Source organism: Amycolatopsis sp. NPDC024027 (genome assembly GCF_040638975.1).
Classification (GTDB): domain Bacteria; phylum Actinomycetota; class Actinomycetes; order Mycobacteriales; family Pseudonocardiaceae; genus Amycolatopsis.
This window is the reverse complement of sequence record NZ_JBEZYY010000019.1, coordinates 96,152-115,116: the sequence shown is the minus strand read 5'-3', so window position 1 is coordinate 115,116 and position 18,965 is coordinate 96,152. Positions and strand designations below refer to the sequence as shown.

Genomic DNA, 18,965 nt, shown 5'->3' with positions numbered 1-18,965 from the left:
TCGCGCCGGCCGACGGCTGAATAAGGTTCTGAGGCAGACTGGGCGGGGTGAAGTGGGTCCTGCACGTCGACCTCGACCAGTTCATCGCCGCGGTCGAGGTCGCCCGCCACCCCGAGCTGCGCGGGAAGCCCGTCGTGGTCGGCGGCAACGGCGACCCCACCGAGCGAGCCGTCGTCGCGACGGCGTCGTACGAGGCCCGCGAGTTCGGCGTCCAGTCCGGCATGCCGCTGCGGATCGCCGCCAAGCGCTGCCCGGACGCCGTCTTCCTGCCCAGCGACCCGGACGCCTACCTCGAGGTGTCGGCGCGCGTGATGGCCGCGGTCCGGGAGCTGCCGGTCGTGGTCGAGGTGCTGGGCTGGGACGAGGCGTTCGTCGGCGCTGAGACGGCCGACCCCGAGGCGCTGGCCGCCGCGATCAAGGAGGCGGTGGCGCGCGAGACGGGCCTGTCGTGCGCGGTCGGGATCGGGGACAACAAGCTGCGGGCCAAGCTCGCCACCGGGTTCGGCAAGCCGGGCGGGATCTACCGGCTGACGCGGGAGAACTGGTGGGAGGTGATGGCCACCCGCCCGACCGACGCGCTGTGGGGCATCGGCGGCAAGACGGCGAAGAAGCTCGCCGAGCTGGGCATCACGACGGTCCTGGACCTGGCCGGGGCCGACGCGGCGGAGCTCGCCGCGCGGTTCGGCCCGAAGACCGGCCCGTGGCTGCGGCTGCTCGGCGGCGGCATCAGCGACGCCGAGGTGAGCGCGACCCCGTGGGTGGCCCGCTCCCGCAGCCGCGAAACGACGTTCCAGCGCGACCTGACGGACCCGGCGGAGGTGGCGGCCGAGGTCACGGCACTGGCCAAGCGCGTCGCCCAGGACGTCCTCGACGAGGGCCGCCCGGCGGCGCGGGTCGCGGTCAAGGTGCGGTTCGTGCCGTTCCTGACCCACACGCACAGCATCACGCTGCCGGAACCGACGTCGGACGCGGCCGCGCTCGACCGCGCGGCGCGGGAGGTGCTCGGGATGTTCGAGCTGACCCGGGCGGTCCGGCTGCTGGGCGTGCGGGCCGAATTCCCGCGCGAGGACTAGAGCCCCTCCGGCAGCGGCAGCGGCCGGTCCGGGTCCAGCTCGACACCGCCCGCTCGCAGGGTGTGGTCCAGCATCGCCCAGATCGTGCCGGTGAGCTGGGCGGTCAGCTGGGGCAGGCTCAGCGCGCCCGGGTGGTCGAGCCAGCGGGTCGTCGCCGATTCGACGTAGCCGACCAGGCCGAACGCGATGGTGTCCGCCGGGGCCGGGTCCAGCCCGAGCGCCGTCAGGTAGCCGGTGAACAGCCGGCTGAGGTGGCGGGCGATCGCGCCGCGGACGTCCGGGCGGTCGTCCGCGGCGGCCGGCTGCGCGCGGGCCAGGTAGCGGTGCAGGTGGGCGTGCTCGGTCAGCCAGCGCAGGTGCGTCGAGATCACCGTGGAGATCATCTCGTTCGGTGAGCCCTCGGGGTGCCAGAGCGGCGCCAGGTCGGCCGTCACCAGCTCGGCCGCCCGCTGGGCGATCGCCCGCCGGAGGTCTTCCGCGCCGTCGAAGTGCCGGTACAGGCGCGTGCGCGCGACGCCCGCGCGTTCGGCGATCTGCTCGGTGGACACGTCCGGGCCGTGCTCGGCGATGGCGGCCAGTGCGGCGTCGACGAACTCCGCGCGCCGCCGTTCCTGCTGGCCCGCCCAGCGCGTCGCCCGTCCGTCGACCTTGGTCACGGCGAAAGCCTACTCACGCGCCGCCGGGCGGTGTACGCTCCCGAAGTAGCTAGTACATCGCGTACCCCCTACTTTCTTCGGAGGCCGCCATGGGCGTCGAGGCCCAGGACCGGGACGTCACCGCGGCTCGCCTGCTCAAGAGCTCGGCGAAGAACAGCTACGACCCGCACGTCGACATCGACTGGGACGCGCCGCTCGCCGAGGGCAAGGCGTACATGCCGCTCGAGCGCGTCTCCCTCTACGGCACGGACCTCTGGGCGAAGCTGACGCCGGAGCAGCGGATCGAGCTGTCCAAGCACGAGATCGCCAGCATCATGAGCGTCGGCCTGTGGTTCGAGATCGTCCTGATGCAGCTGCTCGCCCGGTACGTCTTCGACCTGGACGCGCGCACCGAGCACGCGCAGTACGCGATGACCGAGATCGGCGACGAGACGCGGCACTCGGTGATGTTCGCCCGCACCGCGCAGCGGCTCGGCGTCCCGCGGTACGGCGTCCCCAAGGTGGTCCACCGCGCCGCGAAGGTGTTCGGCGCGACCGCCGCCGGCCCGTCGATGTTCGCCAGCGTGCTGGTCGCGGAGGAGACCACCGACCGGCTCCAGCGGTCGATGATGGACGACGACGGCATCCAGCCGCTGATCCGCTCGGTCAACCGCATCCACGTGGTCGAAGAGGCCCGGCACGTCCGGTTCGCGAAGGAAGAAGTGCTGCGCGAGACGCCGAAGCTGTCGAAGGCGGCCCTGCAGCGGCACCGCCTGCGGACCGCCCTGGTCGCGTTCGGCGTGATCGACAGCATGGTCGACGCGCGGATCTACCGCAGCGTCGGGATCGACCCGCGGGAGGGCCGCGCGGCGGCGCTGGCGAACCCGCACTTCCACGAGACCCGCCGCTGGATGGCGGAGAAGATCGTGCCGTTCCTGCGCGACGCGGGCCTGATCGGCGGCCGCTCCGAGGGCATCTGGCGGCGCGCGAACCTCATCTGAACGCCGTCCGGAGAATTCCCTTCGCGCCGGATGCCGGATTCCGCCAGGATTCCCTGGTGACCGAGGACTCCCCGCAGGACTTCCCGCTCGAACCCGCACCCGGGCAACGGGCCCACACTCCGGCTCCACACCGCCGCTCGCTCCTCGCCCGGCCGGCCGTCACCGGCCTGCTCGGCTTCCTCGCCGGCGCGGTGCTGGTCGGCGTGCCGTGGCTGGTCCTGACCCTGCTCGGCGGCCCGAGCAGCCGCCCGCTGACCGCCCCGGCCGCTCTCGGCGGGCTGGGCAAGGTCCAGGACGTGATCGCGAAGATCGACAAGACCCTGGGCCAGGCCACGATCGAACGGATCGGGAAACCGATCGGGAAACCGCGGCCCGCACGTCGACGGCCTACGGCGGGGCCGGCGCGGTCGTCCAGCAGTACCAGGACGACCGGCTGGAGCGCAGCCTCCAGCTGGTCGCCGTCCGGGCACCCTCACCGGAGCTCGTGGCACCGTACGAGGACGCCGAAGCCCTCGGCCTGGCCGCGCCGAGCACCGAACTCGTGCACTTGGGCGACGTGCAGTGCCTGCGGCACAACGACCCCACGCCGGCCGGTTCGGCACCGGACCCGGCCCGGTCGGTCGTCACGAGCGGCCAGCGCACCGGCCCCGCCCTGACTGTCACGCTGCGGGCGCTGAGCTCCGAGGGCAACCGCGACCCGCGCGAACTGGCCGCGCTCGTGAACCAGGCCTGGCGGGAGCTCGCGTGACCGTCACCATCCGCCTGGCCCGCCCCGAAGACGAAGCCGCGCTCGCCGAGATCGACCGGCGAACCTGGACCTCGGCCATGTCCCCCGCTCCCCCGCCGCCACCCGGCACGCCCTTCTTCGACGGGGCAGCCCGGCCCGAAGACGTCCTGGTCGCCGAGCAGGACGGCGTGGTGACCGGCTACGTCCGGCTCGCCGAAGGGTTCGGCATCCCCGCCCACCGGCACGTCCGGGTGATCGGCGGGCTCGCCGTCGACCCGCGGCGGCAGCGGCTCGGCATCGCGCGCCGGCTCGTCGACGCCGCCGTGGCCGAAGCGCGGGAGCGTGGCGCCCGCAAGCTGACGCTGCGGGTGCTGGGTCACAACACCGGCGCCCGCCGGGTCTACGAACGCTGCGGGTTCGTCGTGGAAGGCGTGCTGCGGGGCGAATTTCGCATCGACGACACCGACGTCGACGACGTTCTCATGGCCCGCTCGCTCGCTTGACAGCCTCGCCGCGGCTTTGCCATCCTGGTTCCGGGCCGAGAGGCGCTGCGACGGAATCCTTTCCGCCACGCTCGGCCCGTGACACGACTCCAAGGGCGCCTCCCGTGCGGGAGGTGCCTTTCTCGTTGTCCGCAAGGACTTCGTGCTGCCTCCCGAGCGTTTCGCCGACGAACTCCGGAGTGCATCGAAACATGAGTGACAAACTGCAGAACTCGGGTGGCCTCGACTTCGCCGTGGCCGACCTCGCACTGGCCGACGCCGGCCGCACCCAGCTGCGGCTGGCCGAGCACGAGATGCCCGGCCTGATGGCGATCCGCCGCGAGTACGCCGCCGCGCAGCCGCTGAAGGGCGCGCGCATCGCCGGGTCGCTGCACATGACCGTGCAGACCGCCGTGCTCATCGAGACCCTGGTGGCGCTCGGCGCGCAGGTGCGCTGGGTGTCCTGCAACATCTTCTCCACCCAGGACGAGGCCGCCGCCGCGGTCGTCGTCGGCCCGCAAGGCACCGTCGACGCCCCGGCGGGCACCTCGGTGTTCGCGTGGAAGGGCGAATCCCTCGAAGAGTACTGGTGGTGCACCGACCAGCTCTTCGCCTTCCCCGGCGGCCAGTCCCCGAACATGATCCTCGACGACGGCGGCGACGCCACGCTGCTCGTCCACAAGGGAGTCGAGTTCGAGGCGGCGGGCGCGGTCCCGCAGCCGTCCGAAGAGGACCCGGAGGAGTACCGGATCGTCCTCGAAACCCTCCGCGCGAGCGTGGCGGCCGACGGTGACCGCTTCACCCGCATGGCCAAGGAGATCCGCGGCGTCACCGAGGAGACGACCAACGGCGTCAAGCGGCTCTACAAGCTCGCCAAGGACGGCGAGCTGCTCTTCCCGGCGATGAACGTCAACGACTCGGTGACGAAGTCCAAGTTCGACAACAAGTACGGCATCCGGCACTCCCTTGTGGACGGCCTGAACCGGGCCACCGACGTGATGATCGGCGGCAAGCGCGTGGTCGTCTGCGGCTACGGCGACGTCGGCAAGGGCGCGGTGGAGGCGCTGCGCGGCCAGGGCGGCCGGGTCGCGGTCACCGAGATCGACCCGATCTGCGCGCTGCAGGCGGCGATGGACGGGCTGGACGTCGTCGAGCTCGACGACGTCGTCGAGACGGCCGACATCTTCATCACCACCACCGGCAACTTCGGCATCATCTCCGCCGGCCAGATGAGCCGGATGAAGCACAACGCGATCGTCGCCAACGTCGGGCACTTCGACAACGAGATCGACATGGCCGGGCTGGCGAAGCTGCCGGGCGTCGTGAAGAACGAGATCAAGCCGCAGGTGCACGAGTGGACGTTCCCGGACGGCCACGCGATCATCGTGCTGTCCGAGGGGCGCCTGATGAACCTGGGCAACGCGACCGGGCACCCGTCCTTCGTGATGTCGAACTCGTTCACCAACCAGGCGATCGCGCAGATCGAGCTGTTCACCAAGCCCGGCGAGTACGCCACGGACGTCCACCGGCTGCCGAAGCACCTCGACGAGAAGGTGGCCCGCCTGCACCTCGACGCGCTCGGGGTGAAGCTCACCAGGCTCACGAAGGCGCAGGCCGAGTACATCGGCGTCGACGTCGAAGGTCCGTACAAGCTCGATCACTATCGGTACTGATCCAAGATTGCTCCATTCGCCGTAGTTTGGTTTATCCGGAAACTGGCCATCCTCCCGTCGAGAGCGCATCCGCCCGGACGGCACGGAGCCGGGCCGGGTCTCATGCGAAGGAGTGTGTCAAGTGATCATTCTCGGTGTGATTCTGCTTGTCATCGGGTTCATCGTGGGCATCCCGGTGCTGTACACCATCGGTATCATTCTCGCGGTGGCCGGCGTGGCACTGGCCATCCTGGGCGGCACCGGCCGCCGGATCGGTGGCCGGGCGCACTGGTACTGATCCCGAGACTCGCCACGGCCTGGCGCGGTCAGCAGCAATGCTGGCCGCGCCAGGCCGTTCGGCCTTCTTGCACCGCCACCCCGGCGATCGCGAGCGCGACGAGGGGGTCGGCCCACCACCAGCCGAGCAGGGCGTTGAGCAGCAACCCCGCCAGCAGGACCGCGGAAAGGTAAGCGCAGAGCAAAGTCTGCCGCGAATCCGCCACCGCACTGGCGGAGCCCAGCTCCCGCCCGGCCCGGCGCTGCGCACCCGACAGCACGGGCATCACCACGAGGGAAATGGCCGCGAGCACGATTCCGGTCCGCGAAGTTTCCGGCGAAGCGCCGGTTAAAAACGTACCAGCAGCCTCCCCCGTCACGTAAATCGCGAGCGCGAAGAAGGAAATCGCGATCGCTTTCAACGCGCGTCGTTCCCGCGCGTCGGGATCACGGCCGGAAAACTGCCACGCGACCGCGGCCGCCGACGCGACCTCGATCACCGAATCCAGCCCGAAGCCGATCAGCGCCCCGGACGAAGCCGCGGCGCCGGCCGTCAGGGCGACGACGGCCTCGACGACGTTGTAGGTGATGGTCGCGGCCACCAGCAGCCGGACCCGCCGCACCAGCCCCACCCGGCGATCCGGCCCGGCCCCCGGCGGTGCGCAGCACCCACCGGCGCAGGCCTCCGCGGCCGGTTCCGGCGTCATCGCGCCACCACGTCGTCTTCGCAGGCCGCCCGCGGTTCGACCGCCAGCACGACCTGGACGAGTTCCCGCAGCGCACGGGCCAGGTGTTCGTCGGCGATCTCGTACCGCACCTGACGACCCTCGTAGCCGGCCACCACGAGCCCGCAGCCGCGCAGGCACGACAGGTGGTTCGAGACGTTGGACCGGCTCAGCCCCAGCTCCCCGGCCAAGCGGCCCGGGTAGGCGGGCCCCTCGAGCAACGAGGTCAGGATCCGGCAGCGGGTCGGGTCCGCCAGCGCGCGCCCGATGCGGGCCAGCGCCGACTCACGCGTCTCACAGGTCACCATGCAGTGAACTGTACAGCCCCGACTGACGTATCCACAACGGACGGACGCCACCGGCGACACCGCGCCGCCCGGAACACCGGGAAACCCGGAAAAGAAAGGGTCCTCCGGCTCCGAGGGGGAGGGAGAGCCGAAGGACCTCGTTAGTGTTAGCACATCGCCCAGCCGCTGTACACAGCTGCATACACGATCGTGTCACCGTCTTGACGCCATCCGAACGCCGTGCAGGCCTCCCCGCCCGGTGCGGAACCCGGCCGGGAAGGCCTGGACGGATCCTGGCGGGAGGCTCAGGAAGCCTGGTGCAGCAGGGTTTTCCGCGGCGCGGTGGCGCAGCCGCACCCGCCGCCGACGCCCCGGCAGTCGACGATCAGCCCGTGCCGCACGCGGTCACCGTCCGCACAGGCCGGATCGGTGCACTCGGCGAATCCACCGTCCGGGTGGACCCCGAGCGTGCCGTGGCAGTGATCGATCCCGGCGCCACAGGAAGCACACTCCATGACCGGCCGCCTTTCCGCGCTCGTGGACGACGTGCACCCCAAGGTAAATCCGGGCGGCACGCGGGCACGGTATCCGGGCGGCGTGTCGGCACGACCACCCGTCCGAGAGCGGCTCAGGCGGGTTTCGGCGCCCGCTTGCGGGCCGCCGGCTTCTTCTTCGCCGGTTTGCCGTCCTCTTCGGACGCCTCCGAAGAGGACTGACGAGACTTCTTCGCGGCGTCCACACTGGCCTGCAGCGCCGCCATCAGGTCGACGACGTCGGCCTTGGCGGTGACCGCGGCGGGCTTCGTCGTCTCGTCGCCGGTGACCTTGGCCTCGATCATCTCCTCGAGGGCCTCGCGGTAGTGGTCGTGGTACTTCTCCGGCTCGAACACCGGCTCGGCCAGCGAGTCGATCAGCGACCCGGCCATGGTGAGCTCCTGCGGCCGGATCTGCGGCGGGTCGTCGCGCAGGAACGGGAAGTCGGGCTCGCGGACCTCGTCCGGCCACAGCATCGTCGTCATCACCAGCACGTCGGCGTGCACACGCAGCACCGCCATGCTCTCCCGCTGCCGGACCGCGACCTTCGCGATGGCCACCTGGCTCGACTTGTGCAGCGCGTCCCGCAGCACGACGTACGGCTTGACCGCGTTCTTCTGCGGCTCCAGGTAGTAGGTCCGGTCGTACTGGATCGGGTCGATCGATTCGAGCGGCACGAACTCCAGCACGTCGATCGTGCGCTGGGTGGTCAGCGGCAGCTCCGCCATCTCCGCGTCGGTGATCACCACCATCTCGCCGTCGGGCAGCTCGTAGCCCTTGGCGATCTCGGCGTACGGCACTTCCTGGCCGTCGATCGTGCAGAACCGCTTGTACTGGATGCGGCCGCCGTCGGCCTCGTGCACCTGGCGCAGGGAGACGTTCTTGTTCTCGGTCGCCGCGTACATCTGGATCGGAATGCTGACCAGCCCGAAGGACACCGAGCCCTTCCACATCGCCCGCATGCCCAGTACCTCCGAGGTCCGCCTTCACGCTACGTGACAACCGTAGCCCGAATCGTCCCTCGACGACAGTCTGATCTAGACCTCTGCCAGGTATTTCTCCCAGAGCGCCGGATCCATGAACCACTGCTCGAAATCGGTCGGATCGCCGAATCCGTTCACGAACCGCCGGGCGACCGCCGGGTTCTGCCCGGCCACGCCCAGGATCTGGAGCACGTGCGGGGGCGGCGGCAGGAGGAGTGCGTTCGTCCATTCGGTCACGTGCCGGGCGTACTCCCAGTAGCGCTCGAACGTCGCTTCCATCCACGCCGCGTCGAACGGCCGGTCACCGCGGGAGACGATCGCGTCGAGGTAGGTCGCCGCGCAGTGGCTCGCGTTGTTCGAGCCCTGCCCGGTGATCGGGTCGTTCGCCACGACGACGTCGGCCATGCCCAGCACGATCGCCCCGCCGGGCAGGGTGCCGACCGGGTGGCGGACCACCGGCGGGTACCCGCCGGCCAGGGTCGCCTTGGCGTCGGTCAGCTCCGCGTCGCGGCAGCGGTCGTACTCCCACGGCACGAACTGCCGCATCAGGTCCAGCACGCGCGCGAAGTGCTCGTCCGGACCCGGGTGGTCGCCGAAGCAGTCCAGGGGCCCGCCGGGCACGCCTTCGAAGAAGAGGATGTCGCAGTTCCCGCTCAGCGTGTACGCCGGGATCATGAACAGCTCGCCGACGCCGGGGACGATGTTGAACCGCACCCCCACCTGGTCCGGGTGCTCCGGGCGCCGGCCCACCCCGTGGGCGTAGACCAGCGAAAGCGCGCGCATCGGCCGCGTGAACGGCGAGCGCTCGGGCACGCGGTCGAACAGCTGGACCAGCTCGCCCTTGCCGGCCGAGATGATCACCAGGTCGTACAGCCGGGACAGCGCGTCCAGCTCGGACGTCATCACGCCGTGGATGACGAGCTTGCCGCCGCGGTCTTCGAACAGCTCCAGCCAGCCGGCCATCTTCACCCGCTGGTCGACCGACTGGGCGGGCTTGTCGAGTTCGGCGAACCAGTCGAGCGCGCGGCCGCCGTCCGGCGCGGCCACCGAGACGCCGAGGCCCTCGACGTCGACCGTGTCCGCTTCCCACAGGTTGATCCCGAGGTCACGCTCGTGCTGCAGCGCGTCGTGGAACATGCACTGCGTCGACATCACCCGCCCGGACCGGATCTCCTCCGGCGTCCGCGCGGACATCACGGTGACGTCGTAGTCCTTCGCCTGCAGCCCGAAGGCCAGCTGCAGGCCGGACTGCCCGGCGCCCACGACCAGGACCTTGCGCATGGGGAGCTCTTCACCTTCCGGGGACTGGGACGTGCGGGGCTGAGACATGCAGGGAGTTAGGCGTGCGGGGCGCTGCCGGCGAGCTCGCGGCCCACCGGACCGGAGAGCACCGCCAGTGACAACGTGTGACCGACCAGTTCGGTCAGGGTGGCGATCGTCGACGCGCGATCACGGGCATCACAGGTGACCAGCGGGACGGCAGGGTCGAGGGCGAGGGCGTCGCGCACCTCGTCGAGGTCGTGCACCGGCTTGCCCTCGAACTGGTTGACCGCCACGACGAACGGCAGCTCCGAGTCGTTCTCGAAGTAGTTGATCGCCGCGAACGACTCGTCGATCCGGCTGGTGTCGACGAGCACGACCGCGCCGAGCGCGCCGCGGCTCAGGTCGTCCCACAGGAACCAGAAGCGCGCCTGCCCCGGCGTGCCGAACAGGTACAGCAGCAGGTCCGGGCGCAGCGTGATCCGGCCGAAGTCCATGGCGACGGTCGTGGTCGACTTGCCGCCGGGCGGGATCTCGTCGATGCCCTCCCCGGCCTCGGTCATCCACGCCTCGTTGCTCATCGGCGGCACTTCCGACACCGCGCCGACGAACGTGGTCTTGCCGACACCGAAGCCCCCGGCGACGACGATCTTCGCGGAGATCGTCAGCAGATCGCCCTCAGGCGGGGAGCCGCTTGAGCCCATCAAGGATCCTCTCGAGCACGTTGGTGTCGTGGTGGTAGGCGTGCGCGGTGGGGTGCACGAACACCGCGCCCTGGGTGGCGAGGTCGCCCAGCAGCACCCGCACCACGCCCAGCGGCAGGTCCAGCCCGACCGACAGCTCGGCGACCGAGCAGCGCAGCCGGGCGCGTTCGTAGAGCGAGCGCGACTCCGGCATGAGCGAGTCGCTCAGCGCGGGGTCGTACCGCGGCACCGAGATCAGCGTCTCCACCAGCAGCTGGTGGCGCGTGCCGGTGCGGCCGCCGGTGAGCGCGTACGCGCGGATCCGGCGGCTCCGGCGCGGCAAAGCGGTGTCCTTCTCGGACACGGCGATCACATCCTGTTGCGTTCCGGGGCTCCGCCCCGGGCCGGGGGCTTCGCCACCCGGACCCCCGAAAGACATGTCAGGCACGGGCATCACATCCGGGGCCGGCGGGCGGTCAGCACCTGCCGCAGCTCCGCGCGCACCTCGGGGGTGAGCGCGTGGCCGGCGTTGGTGATGAACTGGGTCATCTCGTAGGCGACCACCTTCATGTCCGCCTCGCCCGAGGTCAGCACCGCGAGCCCGGCACCGGAACCGATGCCCATGAACAGGAAGTAGCCGTGGGTGAGCCGGATGATGATCTGCTCGCAGGCGCCCTTCCCGAACAGCGCCGCACTGTTGCCCGCCAACGAAAGCAGGCCGCTGGCGATCGCCGCGAGCTGTTCGGCCTCGGCCTCGCCGACCGAGTCCGAGGCGGTGAGCGGAAAGCCGTCCACGCTCATGATCAGCGCGTGGCTGACGCCGTGGACCTTGCGCACGAAGTCGTCGAGCAGCCAGGCGAAGTTCGCCGTGGCGGAGTGGGGAGCGCTCACCGGGCGGTTCCTCCGGGCGTCTCGTCCTGGCGGGCGCGGTTCTCGGCGAGCGCCGCCTGCTCGCCGTCGGCGAACGCACCGAGGTCGGCGAGCAGCCGCTCGTGCCCGCTCGCGGTGGTTTCGCCGGCCGGGGGCGGCGGTGGCGGCGGTGGTTCCGGGGCGGCCCCGCGGATGCTGCCGGGCACGCGGCGCGGCAGGCCGTTCGCCGTGATCCCGCCGACGGTTCCCGCGGTGATCGGGCGAGGCCGCGGGCTGGGCTTGCGCGGCGGCGCCGGCGGCTCCTGCGTCTCCCGGGGGAAGGTGCCGGCGCGCCGCCGCGGCAACCCGCCGACGGTGGCCGGCTCGCGGCCGCCCTCGGCCGGTTCGGCGGTGACATCGCCATCCGCGGCCCCGCCCCCCGTCGGGGGCTCCACTCCCCGAACCCCCGGACCGGAGACGGTCCGGGTGCCCGACCACGCGTGCTCGGCGAGCTCGGTGACGACACCGGTGGGCAGCAGCACGGTGGCGACCGTGCCGTGCGGGCTGCGCCGGTCCAGCCGCACCGTGACGCCGTGCCGGGCGGCCAGGCGAGCGACCACGGCGAGCCCCATGTGCCGCGCCGCGGCGTCGTCGAGGTCACCGCCCGCGGCCAGGCGCGCGTTCAGGTCCCCGACGCGGTCGGCCGGGATGCCGATGCCCTCGTCCTCGATCCGGACGAGCACGCTGCCCTGCTCGGTCAGGTGCGCGCTGACGTGCACCGGCGAGCTCGGCGAGGACTGGTTGGCGGCGTTGTCGAACAACTCGGCCAGCACCCGGCCCAGGTCTTCCGCGGCGAAGCCGACGACGCCGAGGTTGACCACGCGGCCGATGGTGATCCGGGCGTAGTGGTTGATCGACGACATCGCCTCGCGCATGAGGTCGAGCACCGAGGTCGCGCGGGCGGCGTCGTCGGCGGTGTCCTGCCCGGCGAGCACCCGCAGGTTCTCGGCGTTGCGCCGCAGCCGCGTGGCGAGGTGGTCGAGCTGGTAGAGCTCGGCGAGGCGGTGGTGGTCCTCCTCCCCCGCTTCCAGCTCTTCCAGCCGCGCGAGGAGCTGGTCGAGGAGGTTGAGGTCACGCAGGGCGACGCTGGCGCAGATCTCGGCCAGCACCCCTTCGCCCGACGGCGCCGCCACCGGCTCCGGCCGGGTCAGCTCCACGAACGCCGGTCCCGCCGGGGGCGCGTAGCCGGGATGCTTCGGGGGCGCGGTCAGGAACTGCGCCGCGGCGACGCGCGAACGGTCCAGCAGGACGCGTGATCGATCCAGGAGTTCCCGGGCCCGGCTCGCCATGTGGTCCCACTTCTTCCGTGACTGGTGCGACTGTGCTGGTTGAACAGATGGCTGGTCGAACAGATGGCTGGTCGAACGAACGTGCTGGCGCCGCCCCCGGCGGCGATGCGGGACATGCAAGCAGAAAGGTTCGTGGGATGTCCACAGCCGGTCCCCGCACGATCGCCCTGCGTGATCATGAATCCGGAGCGTCGCTGCTGGTGAGCGCAGTGGATTAGGCCATACGGCTCATTTTTGCAAATTGCGGGTCGCAACAGAGCGCACACGGCGGCCGTACCCGCAGCTGAGGCAGGCCCTGGCCCCGAAATCCCAGGTCGTGCCCGATTCGTCCGGAAATTGCGGGGCACGCAGTTTTTTGCGGGGCACGCAAGTTTTTCGCTACACTCCGTTCATGCCGCCGGAAGAACCACCCAAGCTGACCCTCCGGGAGCGGAAGAAGCGCGAAGCCCGCCGGGCGCTCGCGCAGGCCGCGCTGCGGCTCACGCTGGAGCGGGGGCTGGAGAACGTCCGGGTGGAGGACATCGCCACCGAGGTGGGCGTCTCCCCCCGCACGTTCAACAACTATTTTTCCAGCAAGGAGCAGGCGGTCTGCTCGGTGGTCATCGACCGCCACGAGGGGATGCGCGAAGCCCTGCTCGACCGGCCGGAGGGCGAGCCGCTCTGGGAGTCCGTCAAACAGGCGGTGCTGGAGCAATATTCACGTGAAGGCGAGCCGGATCGCGCGTATGTTGCGCGTATCCGGGAGCTGATGGGCCAGCTCATGCTGCGTGGCGAGTTCCTCAACGCCCACGCGGCGGTCGAGCGGGTCCTCGCCGAAACGATCGCGAAACGGGTGGGCGGTGTGGACCACCTGCTGTGCCGGCTGATGGCCTCCTCGGTGGAAAGTGCCGTCCGCGTCGCCTTCGTCAACTGGTTCACCGAAGGCGAACCGCTCCTGCCGACCCTGGAGCGGTTGCTGGACGAGCTGGCCGCCGGGATGCCGACGCTGACCGGCGGCGCCGAAGGAACACCCGACCCGAACACCACCACTCCACTGGGGGAATCGTTGTGCTAGTCAAGCTCCTGCGCACTCACCTGCGCCCGTACCGGGGGACGCTGTGGGTGATCGTCCTGCTGCAGCTCGTGCAGACGATCGCCATGCTCTACCTGCCGACGCTGAACGCCGACATCGTCGACAACGGCCTGATCAAGGGCGACATGCCCTACATCCTGCGGGTCGGCGCCATGATGCTCGCCGTCACGCTGGCCCAGATCGTCGGCTCGATCGGCGCGGTGTACTTCGGTGCCCGCACGGCGATGGCGATCGGCCGGGACATCCGCGCCGGGGTCTTCCACCGGGTGCAGGACTTCTCGGCCCGCGAGGTCGGCCAGTTCGGCACGCCGTCGCTGATCACCCGCACCACCAACGACGTCCAGCAGGTCCAGATGCTGGTCCTGATGACGCTGACGCTGATGGTGTCCGCGCCGATCATGTGCGTCGGCGGCATCATCCTGGCGCTCAACCTCGACGTGCCGCTCTCGTCGCTGCTGCTGGTGATCGTGCCCGTGCTCGCCGTCTCGGTCGGGATCATCATCGCCAAGATGCGCCCGGCGTTCCGGCTGATGCAGGTCCGGATCGACCGGATCAACCAGATCCTGCGCGAGCAGATCATGGGCATCCGGGTGATCCGCGCGTTCGTGCGGGACAAGCACGAACGGCAGCGCTTCGACGTCGCCAACGACGAGCTGCTCACCGTCTCGCTGCGGGTCGGGCGGTTGATGGCGCTGATGTTCCCGATCGTCATGCTGGTGATGAACGTGTCCAGCGTCGCCGTGCTGTGGTTCGGTGGCCAGCGGATCGACTCCGGCAGCATGCAGATCGGCGCCATGACGGCGTTCCTGTCCTACCTGCTGCAGATCCTGATGGCCGTCATGATGGCCACGTTCATGTTCATGATGGTGCCGCGCGCGGAGGTCAGCGCCGAGCGGATCAGCGAAGTGCTCGACACCGAGTCGAGCGTGCGCCCGCCGGTGTCGCCGATCCGTCCCGGCGCCGTGCACGGGCACTTGGAGCTCTCCGGCGTGGAGTTCCGCTACCCCGGCGCGGAAAAGCCGGTGCTGTGCGACATTTCGCTGATCGGGCGGCCGGGTGAGACCACCGCCGTGATCGGGTCGACCGGCACGGGCAAGACCACGCTGCTGAACCTGATCCCGCGGCTGATGGACGCCACTCGCGGCACGGTGAAGGTCGACGGCGTCGACGTGCGCGACCTCGACCCCGCGGTGCTCGCCCGCGCGGTCGGGCTGGTGCCGCAGAAGCCGTACCTGTTCGCCGGCACGGTGGCGAGCAACCTGCGCTACGGCAACCCGGACGCGACCGACGAAGAGCTGTGGCACGCGCTGGAAGTGGCCCAGGGCAAGGACTTCGTCGAAGCGATGGCCGAGGGTCTCGAAGCGCCGATCGCCCAGGGCGGCACGAACGTCTCGGGCGGCCAGCGGCAGCGGCTCGCGATCGCCCGGATGCTGGTGCACAAACCGGAGATCTACCTGTTCGACGACTCGTTCTCGGCGCTCGACTACGCGACCGACGCGGCCCTGCGCCGCGCGCTGGTGTCGGAGACCAAGGACGCGACGGTGGTCATCGTCGCGCAGCGGGTCAGCACCATCCGGGGCGCCGACCGGATCATCGTCCTCGACGAGGGCCGCGTCGTCGGCACCGGCACCCACCACGAACTCATGGACGGCAACGAAACCTACCGGGAGATCGTGCTGTCCCAGCTCACCGAGCAGGAGGCGGCGTGAGTACCACGGAATCGCCCGAAGCCGCCGTCACGGAGGCCGGGGAACGGCCGACCGCGCAGCGGCACAAGAACACCGGTGCCGCGGCCGCCGGGCCGGCGGCCCGCTGGATGAGCGGCGGCGCGCCGGCGGAGAAGGCCCTGGACTTCAAGGGATCCCTCAAGCGGCTGCTGCAGCTGCTGCGACCGCAGCGGGCCATCCTGATCGCCGTCCTGGCGCTCGGTGCGGCCAGCGTCACGCTGACCGTGATCGGGCCGAAGATCCTCGGCCAGGCCACCGACGCCATCCTCGCCGGCGTGCTCGGCAAGCAGGTGCCGCCGGGGGTCACCAAGGAGCAGATCGTCGCCGGCCTGCGGGCCCGCGGCGACGGCACGCTCGCCGACATCTACAGCCGGGTCGACCTGGTGCCCGGCGTCGGCATCGACTTCGACAAGGTCGGCCAGATCCTGCTGACCGTGCTGGCGCTGTTCGTGATCTCGTCGTTCTTCGGGCTCATCCAGGCCCGGCTGACGACGACCCTGGTGCAGCACGCGGTGTACCGGCTGCGCCAGGAGGTCGAGGACAAGTTCGCCCGCCTGCCGCTGAAGTACTTCGACCGCCAGCCGCGCGGTGAGGTGCTTTCCCGCGTCACCAACGACATCGACAACCTGGCGCAGTCGCTGCAGCAGACGCTGTCGCAGATCGTCTCGTCGCTGCTGACGGTGGTCGGCGTGCTGATCATGATGTTCCTGATCTCGCCGCTGCTGGCGCTGATCGCGCTGCTCACCGTGCCGCTGTCGGCGGTCGTGGCGGCGAAGGTCGGGAAGCGGGCGCAGCCGAACTTCATCAAGCAGTGGTCGACGACCGGGAAGCTGAACGCCCACGTCGAGGAGATGTACACCGGGCACTCGCTGGTCAAGGTGTTCGGCCGCCGCGACGAGTCCGGGGCGATCTTCGACAAGCAGAACGAAACGCTGTACCAGGCGAGCTTCAAGGCGCAGTTCATCTCCGGGATGATCCAGCCGGCGATGATGTTCATCGGCAACCTCAGCTACGTGCTGGTGGCCGTGATCGGCGCGCTGCGCGTCGCGTCGGGCAACCTGACGCTGGGCGAGGTGCAGGCGTTCATCCAGTACTCGCGCCAGTTCAGCCAGCCGGTGACGCAGATCGCCAGCATGGCGAACCTGCTGCAGTCCGGGGTCGCTTCGGCCGAGCGGGTGTTCGCGCTGCTCGACGCCGGGGAGCAGGCCCCGGAGCCCGAGCACCCGGAGCGGCCGGCCGAGATCCGCGGGCGCGTCGAGTTCCAGGACGTCTCGTTCCGCTACCTGCCGGACAAGCCGCTGATCGACGACCTCTCGCTGACCGTCGAACCCGGTCAGACGGTGGCGATCGTCGGCCCGACCGGTGCGGGGAAGACGACGCTGGTCAACCTGCTGATGCGGTTCTACGAGCTCGACAGCGGGCGGATCACGCTCGACGGCGTCGACATCGCGAAGATGCACCGCGAGGAACTGCGCGACCAGACCGGCATGGTGCTGCAGGACGCGTGGCTGTTCGGCGGCACGATCGCGGAGAACATCGCCTACGGCGCCGACGACCCGACCCGCGAGGAGATCATCGAGGCGGCACAGGCGACGTACGTGGACCGCTTCGTCCGGACGCTGCCGGACGGCTACGACACGGTGCTCGACGACGAAGGCGGCACGGTCAGCGCGGGTGAGAAGCAGCTGATCACGGTGGCGCGGGCGTTCCTGGCCAAGCCGGTCATCCTCATCCTCGACGAGGCGACCAGCTCGGTCGACACCCGCACCGAGGTGCTCATCCAGCGGGCGATGAACTCGCTGCGCAGCGGCCGCACGAGCTTCGTCATCGCGCACCGCCTCTCGACGATCCGCGACGCGGACGTGATCCTGGTGATGGAGAACGGCCACATCGTCGAGCACGGCGATCACGAAACGCTGCTGCACAGCGGGGGTGCCTACGCTCGGCTGTACGCGGCGCAGTTCGCCGAAGCCATGGCCGAGACGGACTGAGGTCGTCGCCCCGGTACCCTGGACGCTCTTCGAGCGGAAGGGGTACCGGGGCGGCCATGGCCGACAATCTCGAGGAATACCGCCGCAAGCGAGCCCGCGACCGCACCCCCGAACCCTGGCCTGACGGCCCGCCCGTGCCCGGGGCGGACAACCTCTTCGTCATCCAGGAACACCACGCCACCCGGCTGCACTGGGACTTCCGGCTCGAGCGTGCCGGCGTGCTGGTCTCCTGGGCGGTGCCGAAGGGCCTGCCGCTCTCCCCCGGCGTGCCCCGGCTCGCCGTGCACACCGAAGACCACCCCCTGGAGTACCTCACCTTCTCCGGCGAAATCCCCGCGGGCGAGTACGGCGGCGGCCGGATGACCGTGTGGGACACCGGGACGTACGAAACCCTGCACTGGAACGACCACAACGTCGAGGTGGTCTTCCACGGTGCCCGCACGCGCGGCAAGTACCTGTTCCGGAACCGGCACGACGAGGACGGCCGCGACTGGACCCTGCGGCGTCTCGACCCCGCCGAACCCGGCCACGAAGACGCGCCCGAATTCCTCGAGCCGATGACGGCGGAACCGGGTGAGCTGCCCGCCGACGACGACGAGTGGGCCTACGAATTCGCCTGGGGCGGCCTGCGCACGATGCTGCTGGTCTGCGGCGGCCGCGTCACCGCGCACGACGAAACCGGCGCCGACGTCACCGACCGCTACCCCGAACTGCACAAGCTGGGCGAGCAGTTCGGGTCGACGGAAGTGCTGCTGGACGGCGAAATCGTCGTGATGAAGGACGGCAGGCCCCACCCCGCCGGCCTCGACCAGCGCCGGCGGGCCGACGGCGCGGCCGCCAAACGCCTCAAGACCGGCTGCCCGGTCTTCTACTTCGCCTCCGACGTCCTGCACCTCGACGGCCGGGCGACGCTCGAGCTGCCCTACACGAAGCGCCGCGAACTGCTGGACGGCCTGGCGATCGAGGACCGGCACTGGCAGGTGCCGCGCTACTACCTGGGCGGCGGCGAGGCCGTCGCCGGCGCGAGCCGCCAGCACGGTCTCCCCGGCGTCGTCGCGAAGCGGGCCGACAGCCCGTACCGGCCCGGCGGCGGCCGGGGCGACTGGCTGCTCGTCGAAAGCTGAGCCGCGGCTCGCCCCGGCCCGGTCAGCAACCGCAGGTGTAGTACGTGATGTCCCAGTGGTTGCCCTCGTCGCAGTAGAGGTTGCCGGACGCCGCCTGCCACTGCGGGTAGCCGTCGCCGCGTACGCCGGCGTAGGCGAAGGTGTTCTTGATGTAGGCGTCGATGCAGCTGTTGTGCGCGATGTCCACCTTGTAGCCGTTCCAGTGGCTGTAGGTGCCGGACGCGTGCCCGGTCTCGGTGCCGCCGGTGATGTTGACGGCGCAGCCGCTGGCCCGCTTCAACGTGATGACGCCGCTGACCGTGCTCTGGTTGATCTGCTCGTACGACGTGCACGTCGAGTTGCTGCGGCTGGTGCAGCCGCCGCTGGACGAGTGCGTCACGCCGGCCGCGGACAGCTGCGACGCGGCCTGCGCCTGGGTGAGCTTGGTGACCTCGACGCTCGCCGACGCGGTGCCGATGGTCGCGAACACCGCGGTCGCCGCGGTGGCGGCCAGCGTCAGTGCCGCCCGCGCCAGCATCGGTTGTCCCGGCATGAGC

21 protein-coding genes and 1 riboswitch are annotated in these 18,965 nt (G+C 70.5%); of the genes, 10 read left to right on the top strand and 11 right to left on the bottom strand.

The genetic code is table 11. The features are described 5' to 3' along the window. Window positions 1-47: 47 nt before the first annotated feature. Window positions 48-1,073 (top strand): DNA polymerase IV, encoded by a 1,026-nt coding sequence (locus AB0F52_RS36770; protein WP_360180918.1) that lies wholly within the window; start codon window positions 48-50, stop codon window positions 1,071-1,073. Here AB0F52_RS36770 and AB0F52_RS36765 read toward each other — a convergent pair. Then, window positions 1,070-1,729 (bottom strand): TetR/AcrR family transcriptional regulator, encoded by a 660-nt coding sequence (locus tag AB0F52_RS36765; protein ID WP_360180916.1) that lies wholly within the window; start codon window positions 1,727-1,729, stop codon window positions 1,070-1,072. The two genes, AB0F52_RS36770 and AB0F52_RS36765, sit on opposite strands and share 4 nt — an antisense overlap. A gap of 89 nt (window positions 1,730-1,818) precedes the next feature. Here AB0F52_RS36765 and AB0F52_RS36760 point away from each other — a divergent pair, with 89 nt between their 5' ends. From AB0F52_RS36760 to AB0F52_RS36740, 5 genes are all read left to right on the top strand, one after another. Then, complete coding sequence (locus tag AB0F52_RS36760; protein ID WP_360180914.1) at window positions 1,819-2,709, top strand: diiron oxygenase; 891 nt, start codon at window positions 1,819-1,821, stop codon at window positions 2,707-2,709. A 484-nt stretch (window positions 2,710-3,193) separates the two neighbouring features. Further along, window positions 3,194-3,457 (top strand): hypothetical protein, encoded by a 264-nt coding sequence (locus AB0F52_RS36755; protein WP_360180912.1) that lies wholly within the window; start codon window positions 3,194-3,196, stop codon window positions 3,455-3,457. After that, on the top strand, window positions 3,454-3,939 hold the full coding sequence (locus tag AB0F52_RS36750; protein ID WP_360180910.1) for a GNAT family N-acetyltransferase: 486 nt from the start codon (window positions 3,454-3,456) through the stop codon (window positions 3,937-3,939). Before AB0F52_RS36755 ends, AB0F52_RS36750 begins: the two co-directional genes overlap by 4 nt. Before the next feature lie 31 nt (window positions 3,940-3,970). Further along, a riboswitch (S-adenosyl-L-homocysteine riboswitch) is annotated at window positions 3,971-4,047 on the top strand. Window positions 4,048-4,130: 83 nt separating this feature from the next. Next, window positions 4,131-5,591: an adenosylhomocysteinase gene (ahcY, locus tag AB0F52_RS36745; protein WP_360180908.1), complete on the top strand. Its 1,461-nt coding sequence runs from the start codon at window positions 4,131-4,133 to the stop codon at window positions 5,589-5,591. 121 nt (window positions 5,592-5,712) lie between these two features. Beyond that, the gene (locus AB0F52_RS36740) at window positions 5,713-5,868 is read left to right on the top strand and encodes a hypothetical protein (protein WP_004559113.1); all 156 of its coding nucleotides are present in this window, start codon (window positions 5,713-5,715) and stop codon (window positions 5,866-5,868) included. A gap of 28 nt (window positions 5,869-5,896) precedes the next feature. Here AB0F52_RS36740 and AB0F52_RS36735 read toward each other — a convergent pair whose 3' ends face one another. The 9 genes from AB0F52_RS36735 to AB0F52_RS36695 all read right to left on the bottom strand — a co-directional run bounded on the left by AB0F52_RS36735 (window position 5,897) and on the right by AB0F52_RS36695 (window position 12,515). Further along, the gene (locus tag AB0F52_RS36735) at window positions 5,897-6,553 is read right to left on the bottom strand and encodes a cation transporter (RefSeq protein WP_360180906.1); all 657 of its coding nucleotides are present in this window, start codon (window positions 6,551-6,553) and stop codon (window positions 5,897-5,899) included. Further along, entirely contained in the window at window positions 6,550-6,879 is a 330-nt protein-coding gene (locus AB0F52_RS36730; protein ID WP_360180904.1) for a metalloregulator ArsR/SmtB family transcription factor, read from the bottom strand. The genes AB0F52_RS36735 and AB0F52_RS36730 overlap by 4 nt, the downstream gene beginning before the upstream one ends. Window positions 6,880-7,163: 284 nt before the next feature. Then, window positions 7,164-7,373 carry a hypothetical protein gene (locus AB0F52_RS36725; protein WP_360180902.1) on the bottom strand — a complete coding sequence of 70 codons (210 nt, stop codon included), beginning with the start codon at window positions 7,371-7,373 and terminating at the stop codon, window positions 7,164-7,166. Window positions 7,374-7,486: 113 nt separating this feature from the next. Further along, window positions 7,487-8,353 carry a Ku protein gene (locus tag AB0F52_RS36720; protein ID WP_360180900.1) on the bottom strand — a complete coding sequence of 289 codons (867 nt, stop codon included), beginning with the start codon at window positions 8,351-8,353 and terminating at the stop codon, window positions 7,487-7,489. Between the two features lie 75 nt (window positions 8,354-8,428). Continuing rightward, window positions 8,429-9,655 (bottom strand): styrene monooxygenase/indole monooxygenase family protein, encoded by a 1,227-nt coding sequence (locus AB0F52_RS36715; protein WP_360180898.1) that lies wholly within the window; start codon window positions 9,653-9,655, stop codon window positions 8,429-8,431. A gap of 56 nt (window positions 9,656-9,711) precedes the next feature. Continuing rightward, the gene (locus tag AB0F52_RS36710) at window positions 9,712-10,338 is read right to left on the bottom strand and encodes an ATP/GTP-binding protein (RefSeq protein WP_360180896.1); all 627 of its coding nucleotides are present in this window, start codon (window positions 10,336-10,338) and stop codon (window positions 9,712-9,714) included. Beyond that, complete coding sequence (locus AB0F52_RS36705) at window positions 10,313-10,681, bottom strand: DUF742 domain-containing protein (RefSeq protein WP_360180894.1); 369 nt, start codon at window positions 10,679-10,681, stop codon at window positions 10,313-10,315. The genes AB0F52_RS36710 and AB0F52_RS36705 overlap by 26 nt, the downstream gene beginning before the upstream one ends. Window positions 10,682-10,770: 89 nt before the next feature. Further along, entirely contained in the window at window positions 10,771-11,208 is a 438-nt protein-coding gene (locus AB0F52_RS36700) for a roadblock/LC7 domain-containing protein (RefSeq protein WP_103341531.1), read from the bottom strand. After that, window positions 11,205-12,515 carry an ATP-binding protein gene (locus AB0F52_RS36695; protein ID WP_360180891.1) on the bottom strand — a complete coding sequence of 437 codons (1,311 nt, stop codon included), beginning with the start codon at window positions 12,513-12,515 and terminating at the stop codon, window positions 11,205-11,207. The genes AB0F52_RS36700 and AB0F52_RS36695 overlap by 4 nt, the downstream gene beginning before the upstream one ends. Before the next feature lie 391 nt (window positions 12,516-12,906). Here AB0F52_RS36695 and AB0F52_RS36690 point away from each other — a divergent pair, with 391 nt between their 5' ends. From AB0F52_RS36690 to AB0F52_RS36675, 4 genes are read left to right on the top strand one after another with little or no spacing between them, the layout of a single operon-like run. Continuing rightward, window positions 12,907-13,569 carry a TetR/AcrR family transcriptional regulator gene (locus AB0F52_RS36690; protein ID WP_360180889.1) on the top strand — a complete coding sequence of 221 codons (663 nt, stop codon included), beginning with the start codon at window positions 12,907-12,909 and terminating at the stop codon, window positions 13,567-13,569. Continuing rightward, window positions 13,563-15,296, top strand: a complete 1,734-nt coding sequence (locus AB0F52_RS36685; protein WP_360180887.1) for an ABC transporter ATP-binding protein — start codon at window positions 13,563-13,565, stop codon at window positions 15,294-15,296. The genes AB0F52_RS36690 and AB0F52_RS36685 overlap by 7 nt, the downstream gene beginning before the upstream one ends. Continuing rightward, a complete protein-coding gene (locus tag AB0F52_RS36680) occupies window positions 15,293-17,305 on the top strand; it encodes an ABC transporter ATP-binding protein (protein ID WP_360180885.1) in 2,013 nt (670 codons plus the stop codon). The genes AB0F52_RS36685 and AB0F52_RS36680 overlap by 4 nt, the downstream gene beginning before the upstream one ends. 56 nt (window positions 17,306-17,361) lie before the next feature. After that, on the top strand, window positions 17,362-18,429 hold the full coding sequence (locus tag AB0F52_RS36675; protein ID WP_360180883.1) for a DNA polymerase ligase N-terminal domain-containing protein: 1,068 nt from the start codon (window positions 17,362-17,364) through the stop codon (window positions 18,427-18,429). Window positions 18,430-18,451: 22 nt separating this feature from the next. On the opposite strand, the gene AB0F52_RS36670 is transcribed toward AB0F52_RS36675, so the two are convergent. After that, window positions 18,452-18,961 (bottom strand): hypothetical protein, encoded by a 510-nt coding sequence (locus AB0F52_RS36670; protein WP_360180881.1) that lies wholly within the window; start codon window positions 18,959-18,961, stop codon window positions 18,452-18,454. Between the last annotated feature and the right edge of the window lie 4 nt (window positions 18,962-18,965).